Here is a 20,689-nt window from a genome sequence, read left to right on the forward strand (position 1 = left end):
CTCCGGCAAATGATGGCAATGTGCATCCATGCAGGGAACGCCTATCTATATAGAAGCAAACTACCTGGGCAACTGGTCGATCAGTTCTATCCGCCGCAACGCCCAGTCACTACACTCCACTGTAAACCCTATAAAGAGGTCACACCGGTGACACCACTCATGATCACCCTGTTGGTAATAGCCGTTATCGCCATCCTGATTGCCATTGGCTATATGAACCACGTGGTGGAAAACAACAAGCTGGAAAAGAAACGTACCGAAATCGAACTCAATGATCGGCTACGCCGTTGCGGTGAGATCACCGAGACCTTTCCCGGCCAGTTGATGACCCCGGCGCTCAAACTGTTGCTGACCCGACTGGAGCTCAACGTTAACCAGCGGCTGTTGAACCTCAACAAGACCAGCACACCGATCAAGGCCCGCATTGCCGAGCTGAATACGCTGGTGGCCCAGGGTGAATCGATCCCGGTGAACAACCCGCCCGCGCCGATCCAGACCGAAGCCAAGGCCAAGGACGTACGTTTCCTGCTCGAAGCCCTGCACGGCCAGGTCACCCGCGCTGCCCAGGACGGTTTCCTGCCGACCAACGAGGCCAAGCACTGGATCAAGGAAATCCGCCATATTCTGGTGTTGCTGCATATCGAGTTCTTCAACAACCTCGGCCAGCATGCCTTGCAGCAAAGCCAGCCGGGCCAGGCACGCCTGGCATTCGAACGTGGCGTGCAGTACCTGCGCAAACAACCGGAGCCGGTGATCTACAGCGCACAGCTGCAACAGCTGGAAGCCCAACTGGTCCGCGCCAACTCCACGGTACTGACCAACAGCAAGCCTGCCGAAGACGAGGTCAACGAGCTGACCGAAGGCCTCAAAGTGGTCGACGCCGACGCCGAATGGAAGAAAAAAGCCATCTACGACTGATTGGCCCCTCCCCCTGTGGCGAACCCTGTTCGCCACATGCCATCACTTTGCATCTATCCCCCGCCCCTCGACTAGCGTAAAAAAGTGCCCCTCACTCCGTGAAGTCAGAGGCCTGCTATGCCTGTCGCCGTCATTGATGGAAAACCGCTGCACTACGTCGACCAGGGCTCCGGCCCCGTCGTCCTGCTGGGCTCAAGCTACCTGTGGGACCGCGACATGTGGTCACCGCAGATCGAAGCCCTGTCGCAACAGTACCGCGTGATCGTCCCCGAGCTGTGGGGCCATGGCGAATCCGGCCAGTTGCCGGCGCAAACCCATTCCCTCGACGACCTGGCACGCCAAACCCTGGCCCTGCTGGACCAGCTGGACATCGCGCACATTAACCTGGTGGGTCTCTCGGTCGGTGGCATGTGGGGCGCGCGGCTGGCGTTGCTCGCACCCGAACGCGTCAACAGCCTGGTGCTGATGGACACCTACCTCGCCGCCGAGCCCGAGGCCACGCGCCAATACTATTTCTCGCTGTTCAAGATGATCGAAGACGCCGGCGCCATCCCTGAACCTTTGCTGGATGTGATCGCGCCGATCTTCTTCCGCCCAGGCATCGATCGTGAATCAGCGTTGTACCAGGACTTCCGCAAGCAATTGCAGAGTTACTCCAGAGAGCGCCTGGTGCACAGCATCGTGCCTCTGGGCCGGTTGATTTTCAGTCGCGAGGATGTGCTGGAGCAGCTGCCACGTCTGGATGCCGACACGACCTTGGTGATGTGTGGCGAACAGGACAAACCGCGCCCTCCCGCCGAGTCCGAGGAGATGGCCGCCCTGATCGGCTGCAGCCTGATCCTGATCCCGCAGGCCGGCCATATCAGCGCCCGAGAAAATCCGGACTTCGTCAACGAAGCGCTGTTGACCTTCCTGGCCAACCACGCCTGACCGCCTTCCCCTGTGATCGCAGCCAGCAAGCGACGATCACAGGCGGAAGTGCCCCACCATACCCTTGAGCTCCGCACCCAACTGCGCCAGTTGAATACTCGACGCCGCGTTGTCCTGCATGCTCAGCGCCGACTGATCCGCACTGGCACGGATACTGGTGACGCTACGGTTGATCTCTTCGGCCACCGAGCTTTGCTCCTCGGCCGCAGCGGCAATCTGCTGGTTCATCTGCTGGATCAACGACACCGCCGCCGCGATGCTGCCCAGGGCGCTTTCGGTTTCCAGCGCATCGCTGACTGCCAGCTTCACCAGCTCGCCGCTTTGCTGGATCTGCTGCACGGACGACTGCGCCGCACTGCGCAGGGTACTGACCAGCCGCTCGATTTCTTCAGTGGATTGCTGGGTGCGCTTGGCCAACGCGCGTACCTCATCGGCAACCACCGCAAAACCCCGCCCCTGTTCGCCTGCGCGGGCGGCTTCGATGGCTGCGTTGAGGGCCAGCAGATTGGTCTGCTCCGCCACACTTTTGATGACACTCAACACGGTGCCGATATGCTGGATCTCTGCGCTCAGGCTCTCGATGCTGGTGCTGGCACTGGTGCTGGAGGTGGCCAGTAATTCGATGCGCTGCAGGCTTTGGCGCACCACCCGTTGGCCACTGTCGACTTTGTCGTCCGCCGTCTGCGCGGCTTGCGCAGCCTCTTCGGCATTGCGCGCCACGTCGTGCACGGTGGCGGTCATCTGGTTCATCGCCGTGGCAACCTGTTCGGTTTCTTCTTTTTGGCTGCTGACTTCGATATTGGTCTGCTCGGTGACGCTGGACAATGAATGCGCCGAGCTGGCCAGTTGTTCGATACCGGCTTGCAGGCCGCTGACCATTTGGCTCAAGCCACTGCCCATCTGCTGCATCGCCTGCATCAACTGGCCGATTTCATCGCGACGACTGACTTCCATGCGCCCGCTCAAGTCGCCGGCGGCAATCTGCTGGGCCACGGCGATCACACTGCGCAGCGGTGCAACGATCAATCGGGTTATCACCCACGCCGCAATCAACCCTACCAGCAGTGCCAGGGCCGAAGAACCGATGATCAGCCCTGCGCTTTTCTTTAACTGCGCCTGCATCGACTGATCTTCGGCGCTGTAAGCCTGGTTAACCCGGCTGACCACTTGCTCCGCCCGATCATGCAACTGTTTGTAGACCACTTTCTCCTGCGCCAGCAGGCCGGTGTATTCGCCGAGCTTTTCACTGAACCCGGCGATATGCCCGGAGACTTCGTTGAGCACGGTCTGGTAGCCCGAATCCTTGACCGAGGTCTTCAGTTGCTCGACCTGCACCAGGGCCTGGTCCGCCTGCTCGATCTTGCCCTGCTCGGTGTCTTCCTCGCTCACTTTGCGGCTCTGATCCAGACGCACATGGGCTTCGTTCATGGCTTGCAACATCAAGCGTGAGACTTGGCTGACCTGTCCCGCCTGCTCGATAAACTCAGCGCCCTCCTTGCCCTGGCTTTCCTTCAGGCCATAGGCACCGTCATCTGCCAGCCCGGCCTGCAAGACGTCCAGGTTGTTCGCCACGCTGGACACCGACCAACTGGCCATTTCCAAGGCCAGGTCCTTGGTCTGGGTCAATTCGACAAACTCATCGAATGCCTTGCGGTATTCCGCCAATGCTTGCTCGACATCGGTCATCACCGGCACGTTGGCGGGCGATTGAGCCTTGAGGCTGGCCGCGAGCGCTGCCAGGGTATCGACACTCTCATGCAGGGCATCGACGGCCTTGGGGTCGGCATGCAACGCGTAGTCCTGCTCGATCAGGCGCACCTTGAGCAGGCCGCTGTTGAGCGAAGACATGGCCTTGAGGCCTTCAAAACGCTGCCCAACGGATTGCAGGGACCACACGCCGATGGCCGCGACCAACGCGGTCAGCAGCAATACCAGCGTGAAGCCCAAGCCCAGTTTCTTTGCCATACCGAGGTTGGCGAAATGTCGTTGCACGGCCGAAATCATTGCACTTGAATCCTCTTGCAATGGCAGATGCCATCAAGCCCGGTTAACTCAGGCGAGATTCGCAACCACAAGGCATTGAACACAAGTCGTTGGCGCCACAATAATGGCAAAAAGCTACACGCTCGTCGTTTTCAGGATGGTTGAGGTCGATCTGGCAGGCCCCATGGCGCGGAACAATGCCAAGGCTCGTTGATCGGCCGCATAGGCCACATTGATGCGCAGCCAATCGCTGGGTTCGCCGGTTGGACTGAACAGCACCCCCGGCGACAACAAGACGCCGAGCCGCCGGGCACACCCCTGCACCCTTGACCGATCCCCCAACCCTGGCCGTGCCCACAGGAACATACCGCCAGCGGGTTTGGCGAACACCTCCCACTCCTCGTCCTCCAGTACCTGCAACGTAGCGGCCATTTGCGCACGCAGTCGCTTGCGCAGGCGCTGCACCCACTTGCGATAGGTGCCATTAGCCAGCAGCGTGGCCACCACCGCCTCGGCAAATCGCGAGGTGCCAAACCCGGTCATGGTCTTGAGGCTCGCCAGTTGCGCGATGATCACCGTGCTGGCACTGAGAAAACCCACGCGCAGGGCACTGCTCAGGGTCTTGGAAAAGCTTGCGACGTAGATCACCCGATCACCATGGGGCAACGCTGAAAGCCGCGTGCAACTGGCGGGTTGCAGGTCGCCGAACACATCCTCTTCAATGATCAGGAAGTTCTCGCGGTGCGCCAGTTCCAGCAAACGTTCAGCCACTGTGCGGTTCAGGCTGGTGCCGGTGGGGTTGTGATACAGGCTGTTGATGAACAGGCACTTGGGCCGATGCCGCTGCAGCAATGCTTCCAGCGCCGCAAGGTCCGGGCCTCCTTGGGTGCGCGGCACTTGCAGCAGTTGCACGCCGTGGAACGCCAGCTGCCGATAGAGGTTGCCGTACCCCGGCGTTTCGACCACCACGCAATCGCCAGCCTTGAGCAGCGTGCGTATCAGCAAGTCCTGTGCATGGCTGGCGCCTGCCGTGGTGAGAATGCGGTCAAGGTGGGTGGCAATGTGGATCTGGGTCAGTCGCTTAAGCAGTTGTTCGCGCAGCGCCAGCAAACCCAATGGGGTACTGTAGTTGAACAAGCCGGCGGTGTCGGTACGGGTGACTTCACGAATCGCATAGCTGATGTCATCGCTTTCGCGCCAGGCATCCGGCAACCAGCCGCAGCCCAGTTTCAGCTCACCGATTGGGTTATCGACGAACGGCCCCCATTCCCGCTCTGCGCCTTCGTACCATTGGCCCTCATGCGAGCCGGACGGCTGCGCGACCACGAACCCCGAGCCGTGTTTCGACACCAGCAAGCCCTGGGCGACCATCCGCTCGAACGCCTCGATCACGCAGGACTGGCTGAGCAGGTTATCGAGGGCCACCTGTCGAATGGACGGCAAGCGTGTACCGGGGCTCGCCCCACTGTTGCGAATCCACTGCGCCACTGCGCTGATGATTTGCTGCACCACCGGTACAAGGGCTTGTCGATCGATCCCTAAATCCATGCGCCACTCACTTCAACTGTTTGTTATTCAACCCAGAACAGTTAAGCACAGAAGCCCCTCGCAACCCGTCGCCAAATCTTATTAAAGTATTGATTTTATTAAGTTATTTACCTACTGATACACATTCTGACAGGGCCCATTGCCAGCTATGGAAACGCCCCACAGCCCTCCCAAACCTTTTCGAATAGCGGGCGACGTGAGGTCCTAGATAGCCGTAGCCCCCCCGTCCACCGCCAAGGCCTGGCCAGTGGTAAAGGCCGCGCCATCACTGCAGAGGTAGAGCACCGCGCTGGCGATCTCCTCGACCTTGCCAATGCGCCCGACCGGATGCATGGCGGCGGCAAATTCGGCTTTGCGTGGGTCGGCTTCATAGGCACGCCGGAACATATCGGTATCGATCACCGCCGGGCAGACCGCATTGACACGGATTTTCTTCTTCGCATACTCGATGGCCGCCGATTTGGTCAGGCCGATCACCGCATGCTTGGAAGCGGCGTAAATGCTCATCTTGGGCGCCGCGCCCAAACCCGCTACCGACGCCGTGTTGACGATCGCCCCGCCACCTTGGGCCAGCAGCAGCGGCAACTGGTACTTCATGCACAGCCACACACCTTTGACGTTGACGCCCATGATCGCGTCGAACTCATCCAGGCTGCCGTCGGCCAGCTTGCCTTTCTCGATCTCGATCCCGGCGTTATTGAAGGCGTAGTCCAGGCGGCCATAGGCGGTGATGGTCTGGGCCATCAATTGCTGCACATCGGCCTCCAGCGTGACGTTGCAGCGTACAAACAGCGCTTCGCCACCCGCTTGATGGATCAGGGCGACGGTGCCCTCGCCACCCGCTGCATCCAGGTCGGCAACCACGACCTTCAAGCCTTCGGCGGCGAATGCGAGGGCGGTGGCGCGGCCAATACCGGCGGCGGCACCGGTTACTAAGGCGACTTGACCGGAAAACGTCATGCTCATGGAGGATGTCCTGCAGAGTGTTTTATGGGGAATCTAACCGTGGGCCGAGTCTAGCCAACGCCACGCCGGACGCGTCAGCACTATCAAAAGGCCGGTTAAGGCTGCATGGATCGCAGTGATAACAGACCTAGGCTGACTATCAGCAATGCCTATCGACAAGCATTCGCGCATTGGGTGAACCTTGCTCCCTGGCCGTTCAGGGTCTATCACTTCAGGTTCATTTCCAGAAGAGTCCCTGCCATGACCGCCCAGACCAACCGCCAATTCCTGCTCGCCAAGCGCCCGGTCGGCGCGGCTACCCGGGAAACCTTCACCTACCAGGAAGTGCCGGTGGGCACACCCCAGGATGGGCAAGTGCTGGTGCGCAACGAATACCTGTCCCTCGACCCGGCCATGCGCGGCTGGATGAATGAAGGCAAGTCCTACATTCCGCCGGTCGGCATCGGTGAAGTGATGCGTGCGCTGGGTGTGGGGAAAGTGATTGCGTCCAACAACCCGAAATTTTCGGTCGGGGACTACGTCAACGGTGCCTTGGGTGTGCAGGATTACTTCCTGGGCGAGCCGCGTGGTTTCTACAAGGTTGATCCAAAACTCGCACCTTTGCCGCGCTACCTGTCTGCCCTGGGCATGACCGGCATGACTGCCTATTTCGCGTTGCTGGACACCGGCGCCCCCAAGGCAGGCGAAACCGTAGTGATCTCCGGCGCGGCCGGCGCCGTGGGCAGCATTGCCGGGCAGATCGCCAAGCTCAAAGGCTGCCGCGTGGTGGGCATTGCCGGCGGTGCAGACAAGTGCACGTTCCTGGTGAATGAACTGGGCTTCGACGCCGCCATCGATTACAAAAGCGAAGACGTGCCCGCCGCGCTCAAGCGCGAATGCCCCAAGGGCGTGGATGTGTATTTCGATAACGTCGGCGGCGATATTCTCGACGCCGTCCTCAGCCGCCTGGCACTGAAGGCGCGCGTGGTGATTTGCGGTGCCATCAGCCAATACAACAACAAGGAAGCCGTGAAGGGCCCGACCAACTACCTGTCATTGCTGGTCAATCGCGCGCGAATGGAAGGTTTTGTGGTGATGGATCACGCGGCGAACTTTGCCGCGGCCGGACAGGAAATGGCCGGCTGGATGGCGCAGGGCAAGCTCAAGAGCAAGGAAGATATCGTAGAGGGGCTGGAGACGTTCCCGGAGACGTTGATGAAGCTGTTCAACGGGGAGAACTTTGGCAAACTGGTACTCAAGGTCAACTGACACACCCCGAATACCACTGTAAGCACTGCTCAATGTGGGAGCTGGCTTGCCTGCGATAGCATCACCTCGGTATTACTAAAAGACCGAGTTGTCAGCATCGCAGGCAAGCCAGCTCCCACATTTTGCTCTGTGATCGATCAGGCGATTTCGGCTACCACGGCCGCCAGCGCCTTCGCCGGATCCGCCGCCTGGCTGATCGGGCGGCCAATTACCAAGTAATCCGAACCCGCATCCAGTGCCTGACGCGGGGTCAGGATACGGCGCTGGTCATCCTGGGCGCTGCCCGCCGGCCGAATGCCCGGCGTCACCAGTTGCAGCGATGGGTGCGCGGTTTTCAGCGCCTGCGCTTCCAGCGCCGAACACACCAGGCCATCGAGGCCGGCTTTCTGCGCCAGGGCGGCCAGGCGCAGGACTTGCTCCTGGGGCTCGATGTCCAGGCCAATACCGGCCAAGTCTTCACGCTCCATGCTGGTGAGCACGGTCACGCCGATCAGCAGCGGTTTGGGGCCGCTGCGCTGTTCCAGCACTTCACGGCAGGCGGCCATCATGCGCAGGCCGCCGGAGCAATGCACGTTGACCATCCACACGCCCATTTCGGCGGCAGCCTTGACCGCCATGGCGGTGGTGTTCGGGATGTCGTGGAATTTCAGGTCGAGGAACACCTCGAAGCCTTTGTCACGCAGGGTGCCGACGATTTCCGCGGCGCAGCTGGTGAACAGTTCCTTGCCGACTTTGACGCGGCAAAGCTTGGGATCCAACTGGTCAGCCAGCTTCAGTGCGGCGTCACGAGTGGGGTAATCCAGGGCGACGATGATAGGAGTCTGGCAGACGGACATTGGAATGGGCTCTCAGGCAAGTCGAAATCGGCGCGGATTGTAGCGCAAGCAGCGCCGTTGCGGGATCCGATGATCGGTAAATACTGACCAAGCGCCGTCAGGCGGGCATTTCTGGAGATTATTTCAAAGCTGATACATTCACGACATGCCCACAACACGCCCTACGGCTAGCCTCGCCTGCACGACCCACCGACCAGCACTTCCAGCCATGGGGCTGGGCGCCTATGCTGACCGCAACGACCAGGCAGATGATCGCATTATGCATACCCCTTCCGTCTTTATGAACGACGAGCAAAAAGCCGCGGTGATCGCCGATGACAAGCGCTGGAACACCCGTGCGCTGATCGTTGACGACGATGTGCCGATTCGCGAACTGCTGATCGACTACCTGGCCCGCTTCGGCATTCTCGCCACCGGCGTCACCGACGGCACCACGATGCGCCAAGCCATGCAAGCCGAAACCTTTGACGTGGTGGTGCTCGACCTGATGCTGCCAGGCGAGGACGGCCTCTCGTTGTGCCGCTGGCTGCGCGCGGAATCGGACATCCCGATCCTGATGCTCACCGCCCGCTGCGAACCCACCGACCGCATTATCGGCCTGGAACTGGGCGCCGATGACTACATGTCCAAGCCGTTCGAGCCGCGCGAACTGGTGGCGCGCATCCAGACCATCCTGCGCCGCGTGCGTGATGACCGTACTGAACAGCGCGCGAATATCCGCTTCGACAACTGGCGCCTGAACAGTGTGCTGCGCCAGCTGGTGGCCGACGATGGTTTGGTGGTGCCGCTGTCCAACGCGGAATTCCGCTTGCTGTGGGTGTTTATCGAACGCCCGCGCCGCGTGCTGAGCCGCGAGCAGTTGTTGGATGCAGCCCGTGGCCGCTCAATTGAAGCCTTTGATCGCAGCATCGACTTGCTGGTGTCGCGACTGCGGCAGAAACTCGGGGATGATCCCAAGGCACCGCAGTTGATCAAGACCGTGCGTGGCGAAGGCTACCTGTTCGACGCGCGGGATATTGGCTGATGCGTGCCCCTTTCAATACGCTGTTTGGTCGGCTGTTTGGCGTGTTGCTGGTAGCGATTGTGCTGGCCCACGCGCTGGCGTTCTTCTGGTTCCACCATTACGGCCAACCGCCGCCGCCACCGCCTGAGCGGTTTATCGAGCAACCGGACGGAACAATGGTACCGGAGGGCAAAGAGCACCACCGCCCCTGGTTTGGCGGCCCGGTGGTGCCCCTGACGTTTCAATTTGTCTCACTGATTATCGCCGCCTGGTACGGGGCCAAGCTGTTGAGCAGACCGATTCAACGCCTCAGCGAGGCGGCCGAGCGTTTAAGCCTGGACCTCGACAGCCCGCCGCTGGAAGAGTCCGGGCCGCTGGAAGCGCGGCAGGCGGCATCGACCTTCAACCTGATGCAAAAACGCATCCGCGAACAGGTCAGCCAACGCGCGCGCATGCTCGGTGCGGTCTCCCATGACCTGCGTACCCCGCTGTCACGCCTCAAGCTGCGCCTGGAACAGATCGAAGATACGCGGCTGCAGGGCCAGATGCGCCAGGACCTGGACGACATGATCGGCATGCTCGACGCCACCCTGAGCTACCTGCACGAACAACGCACCAGCGAAACCCGGCATTGGCTGGACGTGCAAGCGCTGGTGGAGTCGATGAGCGAAAACGCCCAGGACCAGGGTTCGGATGTGCAATTCGCCGGCACCTGCGCGCCGTTGCAAGTGCAGCCGATGGCCTTGCGTTCATGCCTGAACAACCTGATCGACAACGCCTTGCGTTATGCCGGCTCGACACGCATCGAGCTGACGGACAGTCACGAGGCACTGGTCATCCGCGTCATCGATCATGGCCCGGGCATCGCCGCCGACAAGCGTGAAGCGGTGTTCGAGCCGTTCTACCGGCTGGAAGGCTCACGCAACCGCAACTCCGGCGGCGTCGGCCTGGGCATGACGATTTCCAAGGAAGCGGCGGAACGCCTCGGCGGTCGCCTGAACCTGGAGGAAACTCCTGGTGGTGGACTGACGGCCGTGATGTGGTTGCCCAGGGCCTGATGCCCAGCACCGCTCCCACATTAGCCCTCATACAACCGTTACAGCGGCTTATCTTCCCGACGCCCCTGAGCCTGGGTCGCACTCCAATCCGTCAACAGGCTGTAGGCCACCGCCAGCAAGGTCGGGCCGATAAACAGGCCGATAAAACCAAAGGCAATCAAACCACCGAACACGCCGAGCAACACAATGACCAGCGGCAGATTGCCGCCCCGACTGATGAGGTAGGGCTTGAGCACGTTGTCCACGCCGCTGATGATGAATGTGCCCCATACACCGAGGAACACCGCGTAGGTGTAATCACCTTTCCAGGCCAGCCAGGCCGTGGCAGGGATCCACACCAGCGGCGGGCCCATGGGGATCAGGCTGAGCAGGAAGGTGACGACGCCCAGCACCAGCGCGCCCGGTACGCCGGCGATCAGGAAGCCGATCAGTGCCAGCACCGCCTGGGCGGCGGCGGTGCCAATCACGCCGTTGACTACCCGTTGTACGGTGCCAGCCACCAGTTCGATGTAGTAGCCCGCGCGTTCGCCGATCAAGCGTTCCAATAAACGGTGGACGAACATCGCCAAGCGCGGCCCGTCTCGATAGAAAAAGAACACGAACACCAGGCTCAACGTCAGTTCAAGAATGCCGCCGCCGATCTGCGCACTGCGCGCCAGCAACCAATTGCCAACCTGCCCCAGGTACGGCTTGATGCTGACCATCAAGGCCGCGCCTTGTTGGTCGATGCTGTCCCAGGTTGCCACCAGCCGCTCGCCGACAAAGGGAATCGAACCGAGCCAGGTAGGCGCCGCCGGCAAGCCGTCGACCTGGATATCCTTGATCAACGCCACCGCGTCGCGCACATGGTCCGCGAGGTTGAAGCCCAGCCACACCAGCGGCACTGCCACCAGCAACATCCAGCCTAGCGTCAGGATGGCGGCCGCCAGAGACTCCCGGCCGCCGAGCCAACGCGTGAGCAGGACCATCAGTGGCCAACTGGCAAACGCCAGCACTGCGCCCCAGAACAGCGCCGACCAGAACGGTGCCATCACCCATAGACTGGCACCAAACAGCACCAGCAGCAGGATTTGCACCAGCAGGCGATCGTTATTGAGCATGGGGTATCTCTAGAAGAAGACTTAGGAAGACAGCTTAGGCGAACGGCGCGGGTCCGTTCGCCTGGTCACGCCTAGCGTATCAGATGCACATGCAGGCCTTTGGCGTCACCCGTGCCGCTTTCCAGGCGCGCAGCGCGCACGCCGTTGTCGATCAGGCCCTGGCGCCAGGCTTCGGCGCTCGGCCCGGTCAAACTGACGCGCAACGTGGTGTCGAGGTTCAACCCACGGGAAATCAAGGTCAGCCAGGTGGCGTCGGGTGCGCCGGCGAGCGCGGGGAAGCCCAGCTCACCGGTGCTTTTCAGCTCGCGCAACAGGGTCGCCGAGGTAGGCAACAGATCGCCCAATGGCGCGCTGGCGTCCAATTGCTCCACATGCAGATAGGCGCGGCGATTGCCCCGGGTGATGCCATAGAGCGCCACCAGGGAGTTGGCCTGTGGCTCGGCCAGGCGCAGCAACAGGTATTCCTGCTGGCTGTCGGCGCCGACCAGCTTGGCGTTGCCGAAAATCTCATTGGCCCACAGGCTGCTTTCACCACAATCGCGGGCCTTGCACCAGAACAACAACTGCGCGCCCTTTTCCTGCAACGCTTCACGCGTCGCGGTAAACGCGGCGCTGGCGCTGTGTTCGGCGGGCAACTCATAGGTGATGGCGGTGGCTTGGCCGCGCGCGATGGCCTGGCCTTCATAGCGCAGCTGGCCGCTGATCTTGCGGATCGCGCCCATGGGGTAGATGCGTTCTTTTTCTTCGGCGGGCCGGTAATCGACGATTTGCGCGTCGACCTGGCGGGCTACGGCGGGCAGGTCCTGGCTACCCGGTAGGTCGGCGGCGAATACCAATGGGCTAAGCAGGCTTAAGCCCAGGACACGGATACATCCGTTACGCACGCTCATAAGATCAACGAGCCCTGGCCATCGTTGGTCATAGCGATGTTGAAGTTGTTCATGGTTGACTCCCTTTCAATCCGCCCAGCCTCGGCAGTTGACCGCTCCAAGTCAAGGCGCGCGGAAGAACCGATTGAAACAGTCTGCAACAAGGAGCGCCCCAGACTCATCATTCAGGTGCAAATGATGGCCACCAGGCAGGGTGGTCACGGTAAAGGGTAGCTGAGAAAGCAATTCGGGATGTTTCGCCAGCATGCCGTCGGCAGCGACCACCAACTGCGTAGGGCAACTTACGCGCCGCACGAAGGCCATGGCTTGTTCGTCGGTCAGGCGCATCGGCGAAGCCAGGGTCAGACGGCTATCGGTACGCCAGGTGTAACCACCCGGCACCGGCATCAAACCGCGCTGGGCCAGCAGTTCTGCGGCTTCGCGACTGACCGCGACCACGCCTTTCATACGCGCTTCGACGGCACGATCCAGGGTGTTATAGACCGGCTTGCGCTTGTCCTGCAGGTTCAATTGCGCTTGCAACGCCATGCCCAGCCGCTCGGCAGCGTTGTCACCGCTGGCGGTCGGCGGGATCACGCCGTCGATCAACCCCAAGTGCGTCACGCGCTCAGGCAAGGCGCCGGCGAGCACCAGGGAAACGATGGCACCGAGGGAGTGACCAAGTAATGCAAAACGTTTCCAGCCCAGTTGCTCGGCGACGTGCAGCACGTCATAGACGTAATCCCACAAGGCATAACCGGCACCTGTAGGACGATGCGCAGAATGCCCGTGCCCGGCCATATCCAGTGCAACGATGCGCAAACCCTGAAGTTTCGGGGCCAGTCGCGCAAAGCTGTTGGCGTTGTCCAGCCAGCCATGCAGCGCGATCACCGGCACACCGTCCTCGGGACCGAACAGGTGGGCCGCCAGTTCGATATGCGGCAGGCTCAGGCGGACTTCTTCGACGGGTGTGCTCATGCGCAACTACGCTCGCGCGCGTCCCAGCGGGAGAACAGGTTCTTGATCAAGGTCGCGGTGTCTTGGGGGCGCTCAAGGGGGAACATATGGCCGCCGGGCATGGTGAGCATTTCGCCCATGGGCAGGCGCCCGACGCCGCTGGCGTGGTGACGCATCACCACGCGGCTCTGTCGGCCGCGCACCACTGCCAGTGGCACCTTCAATTGGCGCACCTGGCCCGGACTGGTATGCGGCACGCCACGGTAGATACTGATTTCGGTGGCCGGGTCGAAGCGCAGGCGCAGGCGATCACCCACCTGATACAAGCCATGTTGCAGGTAAGCGTCGAAGCATTCCGGGTCAAAGCCACGGAACAACGTCTTGCCGGCGAAGTAACTGCGCGCAGCCTCCAGATCGGTAAATTCCTCGCGACGGCCCAGGGTGCGCCCAGCCGGGGTCAGGCGGTCGATGAAACCCAAGCGCTTGGCCGCGCGAATGACCCAGCGGTCGGCACGGGTCAGCACCGGAGAATCGAGCATCACCACTCCGCGATACAACTGCGGGCACCGCATGGCCGCGTGCAGGTGCAACACGCCGCCGAGGGAATGGCCCACGCCCCACACCGGTTCGGGTTGCTGCTCCAGGTGGTGGATCAACTCGTCCACCAGGTTCTGCCAGTTATCGTCCACCGGAAACCTGGGGTCGTGGCCGTGCTGCGGCACGTGAGCTACTGCGTATTCCGGGCCCAGCGCGGCAAACAACTTGCCGTAAGTGGCCGAAGGGAAGCCATTGGCGTGAGCAAAAAACACATGCTGCGACATACCGGATCCATCTACAAAAACAGAGATTGATTGTCACCATGCCTGGCCGGCACAGCAATGACTGTAACTGCCAGGAATGATGACACTCACGCCACGCCTATCGCGCCGGTGGGTTCTCGCCCAGGGGTACCACGGCCATGGTCAGGCGCGACACGCAGCTGGTTTTGCCATCGTCGCTGGTCAAGCGGATGTCCCAGACCTGGGTAGTGCGCCCAATGTGGATCGCCTTGGCCACCGCCGTCACGCGTCCGCTGCGCACACCGCGCAGGTGGTTGGCGTTGACCTCCAGCCCGACGCAATAGAACTTGCTGGCGTCGATGCACAGGTACGCCGCCATGGAGCCGACGCTCTCGGCCAACACCACCGAAGCGCCGCCGTGCAGCAGGCCGTAAGGCTGGTGGGTGCGATGATCGACCACCATGCTGGCGGTCAGGGAGTCGTCGTCGAAACTTTCAAAGCGGATATCCAACAGTTCACCGATGGTGTTTTTCTGGGCCGCATTGAGTTGGTCGATATTCGGTTGGGTACGCCAGAGGCTCATGCCATTGTCCTTGTTGGTTTTATGATGATCCTAATCCTGCCACAGAACGGATTCGGAACGCTCGCTCCATGCGTGGAATTGCGCACCGTAAGTCGATTCGATCACGTTGCGCTTGATCTTCAAGGTCGGGGTCAGGAAGCCGTTCTCCACCGCCCAGTTGTCTTTCACCACCACCAGTTGGCGCAAGCGTTCATGCTTATCCAGCGCCTGGTTGACCTGTGCCAGCCAGCGCTCAAGGCTGCTGCGCAGTGCGTGCGGGTCCTCGCTCACCGCCGATAACACGCACAACCCTATCGGCGCGGGCAGCCCATCCCCCACTACGCACACTTGCTCGATACGAGCATGTTCAGCCAAGCGGTTTTCAATCGGCGCCGGCGCTACGTATTTGCCTTTGCTGGTCTTGAAGATTTCCTTGAGCCGCCCGGTCAGGCGCAGGCGGCCATCGGCATCCTGCTCGCCTTTGTCGCCAGTACGCAGGAAACCATCAGCGGTGAGGGTCTCGCAGGTTTTCTGCGGGTCCTTGAAGTAACCGAGCATGGTCGCACCGCTGCGCACCTGCACTTCGCCCGAGGGGTCGATGCGCACTTCAACACCGGGGCACGGCAGGCCGATCCAGCCGAGGATCTGTTGGCCGGGACGGCACACATGGGAGTAGCCGCAGCTCTCGGTCATGCCATACACCTCGAGCACATCCAGGCCCAGGCGTTGGTACCAGCGCAGCAGCGCCTCAGGCACGGGCGCCGCGCCGGACAGTGCGATGCGCAACGCGTCCAGGCCCAGGCCGGCAAGTACCTTGTGACCTACGCGTTTGCCGATAAAGGGCAGGCGCAGCAAGGTGTCGAGGCGCTTTTGCGGGATCTTGGCGTAGACGCCCATCTGAAATTTGGTCCAGATCCGCGGCACGCCAAACAGTGCGGTCGGACGTGCCCTACGCAGATCGGTCAGAAAAGTATCCAGGCTTTCTGCGAAATACACCGTTTGCCCGGTGTAAATCGACGCCATCTCCACAAACATCCGCTCCGCCACATGGCACAACGGCAGGTAGGACAACAGCCGGTCGCCCTCCCCCAGCCCAAATAACTCGGTGCCGCGGGTGGCGGCAAACCCCAAGGCGCCAAAGCTGTGCATCACGCCTTTGGGGAGGCCGGTAGTGCCGGAGGTATAGATGATGGTGGCCAAGTCCGAAGCGGCAGGCTGGGGGTTGTCCTGAATCGGCGAGCAGGCTTGCAGGTCGGCCCAACTGAAATCGAACGTTCCCGACGGGCACAGTGGCAGGCTGATGGTCGGCACACCCGCCCGCACACCGGGTGCCATGGCGGGCCAATCGTCGAGTTTGCCGATAAACACCAGTGCCGCCTCGGAATGGCTGAGCACATGGGCAACGGAGTCGGCGGTGAGGTTGGGGTACAGCGGCACAGAGACGTGCCCGGCCATCCAGATCGCCAAGTCGGCAATGATCCAGTGCGCGCAGTTTTTCGAGATCAGGGCAATGTGCGAGCCCTGGGGCAACTCGCGAGCACGCAGCCAGTGCGCGGCGCAACGGGCCTGGTGACCGACATCGCCCCACGTGAGGCTTTGCACCTCGCTGCCGCCAGTGGGCTGGACCAGAAAGGTCTGGCGCGGGTGGCGCGCTTCACGTTCAAAGAAGACCTGCAACGGCAAACGAAAAGCGACGGGCATGGGACGCGCTCCTTTGTGGTCCGACGATAGCCAACCAAGCACTTGCTTGGTTGAATATATAGCACACACAAAGCAGCGATATCGCCTACGGGTGTTTCACGCCTACCAGGCTCATCAACCCCGCCAGCGGGAAATCCCCCTCCAGTTCCGCCAGGCTGGCGGTGTGCATCGGCTGCGGCTGACGCGGGTGACCATGCTGCAGAAAGCTGATCAGGCTGCCCACCAACGGCTGGTGGCTGACCAGCAGCACGTTGTCATCGGTGTCGAGCTTTTCCAGCACCTGCCCAGGATTGCCCTCCGGCGTGAGCCACGGCACCGTGCGAATATCCGGCTCGAACCCCAAGGCCTCACGCACCAGGTGCGCGGTCTGCTGTGCCCGCACATAAGGGCTGGCGATGATGGCACTGAGGGGTTGGCCGATCAGGTGCGCGGCACTGCGCAACACTTCAGCGCGCCCGTGTTCGGTGAGGTTGCGCTGGGCGTCGGAGGGGGCATGGGCTTCTGCTTCGCCGTGACGCAAAATCCACAACTTCACAGCTTTGGCTCCTCATCACGCACCGGGTGCGGCGCTGGCGGCACGCTGTGGGCGGCTTCGCCCTCGGGTGCGCGCGGGGTCGGCCAGTCGGCGAACGGCCATGGTTTCTGTTCGGAGTGGAAGCTGCCGAAACGGCCGATCTGCGCCAGGAACTGGCTGAGGCTGTCGCCGAAGTTCATCAGGCCCAGGTTCGGTGCGCCATAGATCAAGCGGTAGATCAACTGCACCACCACCAGCGCGCCGAGCAGGAACTGCGCCACTTGCCACACCAGGGCAAACACCAGCATCCACAGGATGCGCAGGCCAATGGATTCGTACGTGGGCGCTGCTTTTGGATCGTTCATGACGCGTTCCTCAGTTGAAACCACTGGTGGAAATAAAGTCGACATCGGTTTTCGGTTCGGCGCGCATCAGCAGCTCGATGACCTGGTCCAAGGTGCGCCCTTCAAACAGGATCGCGTGCAGCCCGGCGACCAGCGGCATATACACGCCGGCCTCCTGGGCCTTGGCCTTGAGCACCTTGAGGGTGTTGACGCCTTCGGCCACTTCACCCAGGCGCGTGACCGCGTCTTCCAGGCTCAAGCCCTGGCCGAGGGCGAAACCCACCTGGTAGTTGCGGCTTTTCGGCGAGGAGCAGGTGACGATCAAGTCGCCCACACCCGCCAGCCCCAGGAAGGTCATCGGGTTGGCGCCCTGGTTCACGGCAAAACGGGTCATCTCGGCCAAGGCGCGGGTGATCAGCATGCTCTTGGTGTTTTCGCCCATGCCCAGCGCCACGGCCATGCCGGCGATGATCGCATAGACGTTTTTCAGCGCACCGCCCAGTTCGACGCCAAAGCGGTCGTTGCTGGCATAGACGCGGAAGGTCCGGCCATGCAGCACGGCCTGGACGCGCTCGCAGAGTGCTTCGTCTTCACTGGCGACCACGGTGGCGGTCAGCGCGTGCTCGGCCACTTCCCGCGCCAGATTCGGCCCGGACAGCACGCCAATGCGCGCCTGAGGAGCGATTTCTTCAAGGATTTCGCTCATCAGCTTGAAGGTCTGCGCCTCGATGCCTTTAGTCAGGCTGACCAGCAGCTTGCCCGCTAGGCGTTCGGCGTGGGGCGCCAACACCGAACGCAGTGCGCTGGACGGCAACGCGACAAAGCACAGGTCGCAGGCTGTGAGGGTTTCCAGCAGGTCGGTGACAGGCTCGACCGCCGGATGAATCTTGATGCCTTTGAGGTAACGCGGATTTTCCCGGTTAACCCGAATGGCCTCGGCCTGTTCGGGATCGCGCATCCACTGGCGCACAGCGTGACCGTTTTCGGCCAGCAAATTTGCCACGGCGGTACCAAAACTTCCGCCTCCCAGGACCGCGATAGGGCGCTGTTCAGTCATATGCAATCCGTTAATCCATACCAGTGGCGATGGCGCATTATACGGGCCGACCCGCTTGCGGCCAGCCCCCGTATCAATTCGTGCGTTTGTCGGAAAATGGCAGGTTTGCATGAAGTAATTACAAGTCCGACGACTGGCAAAAGGCCCCACCTCAGTTAACATGGGCGGCTATCCGCAATTATCAAGGCCGTGCCGTGTATTTGGGCCCTCCTCCTCGTCTACCTCTGTGGCTGATGCTGCTGTGCAGCGCGCCGGTCATGGCCGATGACCTGTTCCTCGACAGCCAGCCCCTGCCCCAAGTGCTGACCGCCACGCGTCTCAAGCAATCGGCCGCCGCCGTGCCTGGCAGCATGACCGTGATCGACAGCGAGCTGATCAAGGCCAGTGGCGCGCGGGATATCAGTGAACTGCTGCGGCTGGTACCAGGGATGATGGTCGGCTACACCACCGGCAACCAGGCGGCGGTGAACTACCATGGCACCAGTGCCAGCGATGCGCGGCGCATGCAGGTGCTGATAGACGGCCGCTCGGTGTATCGCGCGGGCTTGGCCACCGTGGATTGGAGCGACATTCCGGTCGCCATGGAAGATATAGAGCGCATCGAAGTGTTCCGTGGCCCCAACACCGTCAGCTACGGCGCCAATGCCTTGATGGCGGTGGTCAACATCCTCACGCGCTCGCCGGCCAACAGTCATGGCTCGCGGGTCAAGGTGGTGCGTGGCGCACGTGGCATCAACGACTTCTATGCCAGCCAGGGCGCAGGCTGGGAAACCGGCGACTTGCGCCTGTCCCTCTCCGGGCAGCAGGACGACGGCTTCGACAGCGACGCTGCCGGTGCCGACCGCCGTGACGGCCGCCGCCTCAACCGCTTCAGCCTGGCAATCAGCCAGACGCTGAACACCCAACAGAGCATCGACGTGCAGTTGGATGCAAAGGAAGGCACCAACCAACGACCCTATACCTACACTCCAGTGTTTGCCGGGATTACCGAAGGCGGTAACAATTCTGACGTCACAGCCAAGGACTACGCGGGTTCCCTGCGTTGGAATTTTGATTTCAATCCTGACCACAGCCTGTATATCCAGGGCTCGGCCCAACAGTGGGATCGCCGGCAAATCTGGAAAGCCTGTGATGCCAAGGTCTCGTTCAGCCCGGAGCTGACCCAGTTATGGCAGCTGAACCCCAATTATGCCGAACAGCTGGCCCGGCACATGGACACTTACAGCCAAGGCAGTGCGCCACCGGGCAGCCCCGCCGAGCAAGCCCTGGCCGACCAGGTGCTGGACCAATGGCGTAACGGCGCCAACCAGAGCGTGTGCGGTGACATCGACCAAAGCACCCGCGAAAGCCGCTACGACCTGGAGATTCAGGACACCCTCAGCCTGTCCGACAGCCTGCGCTTGGTCAGCGGCATGAACTACCGCTACGACCGCGCCGACTCCGACACCTATTTCAACGGCACTCTGGACGACACCACCTGGCGCCTGTTCGGCCAGTTGGAATGGCGCGCCAGCGAGCATTGGCTGCTGCAAGGCGGCGCGATGTACGAAGACACGCACCTGAGCGGCAACTCGCTGACGCCACGGGTGGCCGTCAACTACCTGATCAACCCGCGCCACGGTCTGCGCGCGGTGTATTCCGAAGCGATCCGCTCGCCGGACATGTTCGAGAACAATGTCAACTGGAGCTATCGCGTCACCAACCTCGGCTCCCCGGCCTATGGGCAGACCACCGGGCAATACTTCGTAAAGACCCGGGGCCCGGGCAACCTCGATAAAGAGATGATGAAATCGAGGGAACTAGGGTACAACGGCTTTTTTGCCGACATCGGGCTGAACATGGACGTGAAACTGTTCTACGACGAGATCACCAACATGATCAGCTCGCCGCTGCGCAATAACCAATACATTGCCAGCAACGCCAACAGCTCACGGTTTACCGGCGCTGAATCCCAGTTCGACTGGCGCGTGAGCAACGCCGACCGTCTGCGGCTGACCTATGCTTACGTCGATGCCACCAGCAGTAACCCGCGTGATAAAGCACAAACCGCGCGTAACAGTGGATCCGCCGGCTGGTTGCGTGAATGGGGTCGCGGCTGGTCGAGCGCGCTGTTCTACTATGGCGACGACGCACTCAACGGCTACCGCTTCGAACGGGCCGACCTGCGGGTGGCCAAGCGCATTGCCCTGGGCAAAGCCAACGTGGAGCTGGCCGGCATGTTGCAACAACGCCTCGATAACCAGCCCACCACCTGGGCCGACAACAATTACGACAGTCGCCACGTGCTCTACTTCAGCGCGGAGTTAGAGTTCTGAG

19 protein-coding genes and 1 pseudogene are annotated in these 20,689 nt (G+C 61.6%); 6 read left to right on the top strand and 14 right to left on the bottom strand.

All coding sequences use genetic code 11. The features are described from left to right. Positions 1-147: 147 nt before the first annotated feature. Positions 148-918, top strand: a complete 771-nt coding sequence (locus BFP95_RS08725) for a hypothetical protein (protein ID WP_065909860.1) — start codon at positions 148-150, stop codon at positions 916-918. 117 nt (positions 919-1,035) lie between these two features. Continuing rightward, complete coding sequence (locus BFP95_RS08730; protein ID WP_065909862.1) at positions 1,036-1,848, top strand: alpha/beta fold hydrolase; 813 nt, start codon at positions 1,036-1,038, stop codon at positions 1,846-1,848. Positions 1,849-1,884: 36 nt separating this feature from the next. Here BFP95_RS08730 and BFP95_RS30295 read toward each other — a convergent pair whose 3' ends face one another. The 4 genes and pseudogenes from BFP95_RS30295 to BFP95_RS08745 all read right to left on the bottom strand — a co-directional run bounded on the left by BFP95_RS30295 (position 1,885) and on the right by BFP95_RS08745 (position 6,345). Then, positions 1,885-2,802: a methyl-accepting chemotaxis protein gene (locus BFP95_RS30295; protein WP_371914456.1), complete on the bottom strand. Its 918-nt coding sequence runs from the start codon at positions 2,800-2,802 to the stop codon at positions 1,885-1,887. Beyond that, positions 2,794-3,852 (bottom strand): annotated as a pseudogene (locus BFP95_RS30300) (methyl-accepting chemotaxis protein); the annotation flags it as partial. The pseudogene BFP95_RS30300 and the gene BFP95_RS30295, both read right to left, overlap by 9 nt. Before the next feature lie 114 nt (positions 3,853-3,966). Next, positions 3,967-5,379 carry an aminotransferase-like domain-containing protein gene (locus BFP95_RS08740; RefSeq protein WP_065909866.1) on the bottom strand — a complete coding sequence of 471 codons (1,413 nt, stop codon included), beginning with the start codon at positions 5,377-5,379 and terminating at the stop codon, positions 3,967-3,969. A 204-nt stretch (positions 5,380-5,583) separates the two neighbouring features. Beyond that, a complete protein-coding gene (locus BFP95_RS08745; protein WP_065872642.1) occupies positions 5,584-6,345 on the bottom strand; it encodes an SDR family oxidoreductase in 762 nt (253 codons plus the stop codon). A 240-nt stretch (positions 6,346-6,585) separates the two neighbouring features. Here BFP95_RS08745 and BFP95_RS08750 point away from each other — a divergent pair, with 240 nt between their 5' ends. Continuing rightward, positions 6,586-7,593, top strand: coding sequence for an NADP-dependent oxidoreductase (locus tag BFP95_RS08750; RefSeq protein ID WP_065882488.1), 1,008 nt, complete (start codon positions 6,586-6,588; stop codon positions 7,591-7,593). A gap of 137 nt (positions 7,594-7,730) precedes the next feature. Here BFP95_RS08750 and pyrF read toward each other — a convergent pair whose 3' ends face one another. Further along, positions 7,731-8,429 (bottom strand): orotidine-5'-phosphate decarboxylase, encoded by a 699-nt coding sequence (gene pyrF / locus BFP95_RS08755; RefSeq protein ID WP_049709204.1) that lies wholly within the window; start codon positions 8,427-8,429, stop codon positions 7,731-7,733. Between the two features lie 259 nt (positions 8,430-8,688). Here pyrF and BFP95_RS08760 point away from each other — a divergent pair, with 259 nt between their 5' ends. Then, positions 8,689-9,453: a response regulator gene (locus tag BFP95_RS08760; protein ID WP_065872756.1), complete on the top strand. Its 765-nt coding sequence runs from the start codon at positions 8,689-8,691 to the stop codon at positions 9,451-9,453. Continuing rightward, positions 9,453-10,490 carry a sensor histidine kinase gene (locus BFP95_RS08765; RefSeq protein WP_065909868.1) on the top strand — a complete coding sequence of 346 codons (1,038 nt, stop codon included), beginning with the start codon at positions 9,453-9,455 and terminating at the stop codon, positions 10,488-10,490. Before BFP95_RS08760 ends, BFP95_RS08765 begins: the two co-directional genes overlap by 1 nt. A 38-nt stretch (positions 10,491-10,528) precedes the next feature. Here BFP95_RS08765 and BFP95_RS08770 read toward each other — a convergent pair whose 3' ends face one another. From BFP95_RS08770 to BFP95_RS08810, 9 genes are all read right to left on the bottom strand, one after another. Beyond that, positions 10,529-11,590 (bottom strand): AI-2E family transporter, encoded by a 1,062-nt coding sequence (locus BFP95_RS08770; RefSeq protein ID WP_065872646.1) that lies wholly within the window; start codon positions 11,588-11,590, stop codon positions 10,529-10,531. 71 nt (positions 11,591-11,661) lie between these two features. Continuing rightward, positions 11,662-12,480: a DUF4892 domain-containing protein gene (locus tag BFP95_RS08775; RefSeq protein WP_065872647.1), complete on the bottom strand. Its 819-nt coding sequence runs from the start codon at positions 12,478-12,480 to the stop codon at positions 11,662-11,664. A gap of 102 nt (positions 12,481-12,582) precedes the next feature. Beyond that, on the bottom strand, positions 12,583-13,437 hold the full coding sequence (locus BFP95_RS08780; RefSeq protein WP_065891397.1) for an alpha/beta hydrolase: 855 nt from the start codon (positions 13,435-13,437) through the stop codon (positions 12,583-12,585). Further along, a complete protein-coding gene (locus tag BFP95_RS08785; protein ID WP_065872649.1) occupies positions 13,434-14,237 on the bottom strand; it encodes an alpha/beta fold hydrolase in 804 nt (267 codons plus the stop codon). The genes BFP95_RS08780 and BFP95_RS08785 overlap by 4 nt, the downstream gene beginning before the upstream one ends. A 97-nt stretch (positions 14,238-14,334) precedes the next feature. Continuing rightward, entirely contained in the window at positions 14,335-14,778 is a 444-nt protein-coding gene (locus BFP95_RS08790; protein ID WP_065872650.1) for a hotdog fold thioesterase, read from the bottom strand. Positions 14,779-14,808: 30 nt separating this feature from the next. After that, positions 14,809-16,458, bottom strand: coding sequence for an AMP-binding protein (locus tag BFP95_RS08795; RefSeq protein WP_065909870.1), 1,650 nt, complete (start codon positions 16,456-16,458; stop codon positions 14,809-14,811). 85 nt (positions 16,459-16,543) lie between these two features. Further along, positions 16,544-16,993, bottom strand: coding sequence for a phosphohistidine phosphatase SixA (gene sixA / locus BFP95_RS08800; RefSeq protein WP_065872652.1), 450 nt, complete (start codon positions 16,991-16,993; stop codon positions 16,544-16,546). Then, positions 16,990-17,337 carry a DUF4389 domain-containing protein gene (locus BFP95_RS08805; RefSeq protein ID WP_065872653.1) on the bottom strand — a complete coding sequence of 116 codons (348 nt, stop codon included), beginning with the start codon at positions 17,335-17,337 and terminating at the stop codon, positions 16,990-16,992. Before BFP95_RS08805 ends, sixA begins: the two co-directional genes overlap by 4 nt. 10 nt (positions 17,338-17,347) lie before the next feature. After that, a complete protein-coding gene (locus tag BFP95_RS08810; RefSeq protein ID WP_065872654.1) occupies positions 17,348-18,373 on the bottom strand; it encodes an NAD(P)H-dependent glycerol-3-phosphate dehydrogenase in 1,026 nt (341 codons plus the stop codon). Between the two features lie 194 nt (positions 18,374-18,567). Here BFP95_RS08810 and BFP95_RS08815 point away from each other — a divergent pair, with 194 nt between their 5' ends. After that, positions 18,568-20,688, top strand: a complete 2,121-nt coding sequence (locus BFP95_RS08815) for a TonB-dependent receptor plug domain-containing protein (RefSeq protein WP_371914455.1) — start codon at positions 18,568-18,570, stop codon at positions 20,686-20,688. The last annotated feature ends 1 nt before the right edge of the window (position 20,689 follow it).

Source organism: Pseudomonas sp. 58 R 12 (genome assembly GCF_900005865.1).
Lineage (GTDB): Bacteria > Pseudomonadota > Gammaproteobacteria > Pseudomonadales > Pseudomonadaceae > Aquipseudomonas > Aquipseudomonas tritici.

Bases quoted from the DNA above. Each gene is read 5' to 3' on its own strand.
- BFP95_RS08730 (WP_065909862.1), top strand. From the start codon at position 1,036: ATGCCTGTCGCCGTCATTGATGGAAAACCGCTGCACTACGTCGACCAG.
- BFP95_RS30295 (WP_371914456.1), bottom strand. From the start codon at position 2,802: ATGGAAGTCAGTCGTCGCGATGAAATCGGCCAGTTGATGCAGGCGATG.
- BFP95_RS08740 (WP_065909866.1), bottom strand. From the start codon at position 5,379: ATGGATTTAGGGATCGATCGACAAGCCCTTGTACCGGTGGTGCAGCAA.
- BFP95_RS08745 (WP_065872642.1), bottom strand. From the start codon at position 6,345: ATGAGCATGACGTTTTCCGGTCAAGTCGCCTTAGTAACCGGTGCCGCC.
- BFP95_RS08750 (WP_065882488.1), top strand. From the start codon at position 6,586: ATGACCGCCCAGACCAACCGCCAATTCCTGCTCGCCAAGCGCCCGGTC.
- pyrF (WP_049709204.1), bottom strand. From the start codon at position 8,429: ATGTCCGTCTGCCAGACTCCTATCATCGTCGCCCTGGATTACCCCACT.
- BFP95_RS08760 (WP_065872756.1), top strand. From the start codon at position 8,689: ATGCATACCCCTTCCGTCTTTATGAACGACGAGCAAAAAGCCGCGGTG.
- BFP95_RS08765 (WP_065909868.1), top strand. From the start codon at position 9,453: ATGCGTGCCCCTTTCAATACGCTGTTTGGTCGGCTGTTTGGCGTGTTG.
- BFP95_RS08770 (WP_065872646.1), bottom strand. From the start codon at position 11,590: ATGCTCAATAACGATCGCCTGCTGGTGCAAATCCTGCTGCTGGTGCTG.
- BFP95_RS08775 (WP_065872647.1), bottom strand. From the start codon at position 12,480: ATGAGCGTGCGTAACGGATGTATCCGTGTCCTGGGCTTAAGCCTGCTT.
- BFP95_RS08780 (WP_065891397.1), bottom strand. From the start codon at position 13,437: ATGAGCACACCCGTCGAAGAAGTCCGCCTGAGCCTGCCGCATATCGAA.
- BFP95_RS08785 (WP_065872649.1), bottom strand. From the start codon at position 14,237: ATGTCGCAGCATGTGTTTTTTGCTCACGCCAATGGCTTCCCTTCGGCC.
- BFP95_RS08790 (WP_065872650.1), bottom strand. From the start codon at position 14,778: ATGAGCCTCTGGCGTACCCAACCGAATATCGACCAACTCAATGCGGCC.
- BFP95_RS08795 (WP_065909870.1), bottom strand. From the start codon at position 16,458: ATGCCCGTCGCTTTTCGTTTGCCGTTGCAGGTCTTCTTTGAACGTGAA.
- BFP95_RS08805 (WP_065872653.1), bottom strand. From the start codon at position 17,337: ATGAACGATCCAAAAGCAGCGCCCACGTACGAATCCATTGGCCTGCGC.
- BFP95_RS08810 (WP_065872654.1), bottom strand. From the start codon at position 18,373: ATGACTGAACAGCGCCCTATCGCGGTCCTGGGAGGCGGAAGTTTTGGT.